Consider the following 2,637-nt stretch of genomic DNA (forward strand, 5'->3'; position numbering starts at 1 on the left):
ATGGCAAGGGTGGCCACAACAATGGTGGCCACAACAATGGTGGCCACGGCGGCGGACGTCACCCACGCTCGCATAAGTCGCATCACGGTCGCGGTCGCTGACCGTGCGTCTGGGGTGCCCAGTCACCCCGGAGGTGCCGCGCACGTGAGACGACCGGCACGGACCCCCGCGCTCTGCCTCGCGGCGTGAGCGCGGGCGGCCCCGGCCTCGTCCCAGTGTGACAACAGGAGGGCCCCGCACACACCACTGTGCGGGGCCCTCCTGTATTCTCAGTGCTACGGCCTATTGGCGAAATACTCCAACAGGTGCGAATCGCCCGAGACGATGATCTCGTCGTCATCGTTAATGCGCGTGGATGCATCCGCGTACTCAAAACGCTGCTTCGGACGACGAATAGCCAGCACATTCACGCCATAACGGCCACGCAAATCCAGCTCCTCCAGTGTGAAACCGCGCACCTCCTGCGGCGGGCGCAACTTCATGATCGAGAAACCATCCTTCTCCATCTCGATGTAGTCAACCATGCGGCCACCCACCAAGTGCGCCGTGCGCTTACCAGCATCCAAATCTGGGTAGACAACATGATGCGCTCCCACGCGGCGCAGGATACGGCCATGCTGCGAGGACGTCGCCTTCACCCAGATCGACGAAATACCCATGTCGACCAGGTTCGCCGTGATCAACACCGCCGCCTCCAGAGACGACCCCACACCGACAACAGCACTGCGAAACTCGCGTGCGCCCAGCTGCTCGAGAGCGTCCTTGGAGGTTGCATCAGCCTCAACAAGAGGGAAGCGCCCCGCGAACGCCTGCACTCGGGCGGGATTCTTTTCAACCGCCAGGATCTCATAGCCCAACTGGTCCTGCGTCACCGCGACAGCGGAGCCGAAACGGCCCAGCCCGATGACCAGCGTTCCCGACTGCAGTTCCTTTGACTCGCGTTCATCTGCCATACCCTCCATTCTTCCCTGCGGGCGCGCGTGCCGCGAACGCTGCGGCCGCGCGTCGCTGGTGTGGTGGGTGTTGGCTGTCGCGCGTGTCCGTCGCGGGCACACGTTCGGCGTGTGAAACATGCGTGAAACATGTGGAGGCTTGCCTCGCTGCTGGTGCCTGTCTCGCTGGTGGTGCTGGCCGCGGTCGCATTACTGCTCGTGTCTGCACCAGCCGCAGTTGCCGTCGCCTGCTCGTACGGTACGCCGATGCGGCCATCTGGCCGCGCTGTGACATGCGGACAATCAGCGTCCGACCTTCGCGCGGATTGCAACCACAACCTGGGCGACGACCTCGTCGATGAGCTTCAGATCCGACCACCGAACCCGAATCACCTTCCAGCCCGCCCGCTCAAGGTCTCGCTGGCGACGCTGCTCGGCCTCGATCGAATCGTGTACCTGGCTGACGGTCTCCCCGTACTTGATGCGGCCATCAAATTCGATCGCGATCTTCAATGCAGGCAACGCAATATCAATGAAGTACGTGCGGCCATCGATACGGACTTCCTCCTGTGTCGTCAACCCGGTGATCCCCGCGCGCAGTAACGCCAGAAGAACCAAAGCCTCGCCGGGAGACTCGCAACCAGCGTCAGCGCGGTCTATGACCCATCGGGCTCGCCCTCGTCCGATGGTGTTGAGGGAAGTGGCAGCCAAAGCCTCGTGGAATTCTCCACGTGACTCCTCCTGGCGGGCGCGCGACTCATCCTGACGGAAACGATCGAACTGGCACGCGTGGGCCAACCCTGCGCAGGCGATGGGAAACCCGTGCTGTTCGTTGAGTAGGCGAGCGCAGTCAACAACAACTCGCGCCGGTGTCGCGATGCGAAAACCCAGATACTCGATGGAAGACACGGGACGGCCCGGGCGGCACGTACGAACACATACGGAGGGGATGCGGATGCTGTCATCAATGACGACTTCCGGAAAATGCACGAGGGTCGGGCACTTTCGCGATGGCGCATACAGCGCGAGTTGCTCAATGCGAGCCTCGCAGGGAAGGCCAAGCAGGTACGCGGCGACGACACCACTAATAACGTAGTCGGGGTAACGAAGACTCAGGGTACATACACGTGCAATAAAAGCTATGTCCCTGCACTCGGATGAACTATGTCTGTCCAACAGAGCTGTCGGAATGTAGACGCCCGAGAGCAGACGACGCAGCGTCCCATTCTGAATGCGTCGATGAATACGCATGCTAGCTGCGTGGGAGTCCGCAACTACCAGGGACGATCGAATGGATTCCACGTGTTCTCGCAACATTGCAACTCCTTCGTTACTGCGAGGTGTGCTTCGCTGTTGGTACTTGGATTCAACTGTGTTCCGGTTGGACGTTGCATTCAAGCCCTGCGCATGAGCCTGTGGATAACTCTCGGTTGGAAACTAGCCTGTGGATGATGGGGCTTTTACGCTAGTCGTGCCTGCTCTGGATTGAGCTGCTCGGAACTGGCCTGTGTGTGCCGGGGCCAATTCCAGTCGGCTAACCTCCGATCAGTCCCTGCGCGTTCGGGAGCTACATCGTGATGAGCAGCCGATAACCCGCACAATGCCCAGCTCAGGGGCGCATTGGTCTGGTGCCCGGGTGAAAGTGGGGACCAGTCTGTCAGCTGCGTTGAAATAGGCACCAAGGTGGTGTTGGAAGCGGGAGAAA

2 protein-coding genes are annotated in these 2,637 nt (G+C 61.0%); both read right to left on the reverse strand.

Annotated features, from left to right (window positions below; translation table 11 throughout):
* Positions 1-275 precede the first annotated feature (275 nt).
* Positions 276-953 carry a potassium channel family protein gene (locus tag O3684_RS10160; RefSeq protein ID WP_500066815.1) on the reverse strand — a complete coding sequence of 226 codons (678 nt, stop codon included), beginning with the start codon at positions 951-953 and terminating at the stop codon, positions 276-278.
* 282 nt (positions 954-1,235) lie between these two features.
* Entirely contained in the window at positions 1,236-2,183 is a 948-nt protein-coding gene (locus tag O3684_RS10165) for a hypothetical protein (RefSeq protein WP_500066817.1), read from the reverse strand.
* Between the last annotated feature and the right edge of the window lie 454 nt (positions 2,184-2,637).

It is taken from the genome of Pauljensenia sp. 20925_1_27 (assembly GCF_041432835.1).
Taxonomy (GTDB): Bacteria; Actinomycetota; Actinomycetes; order Actinomycetales; family Actinomycetaceae; genus Pauljensenia.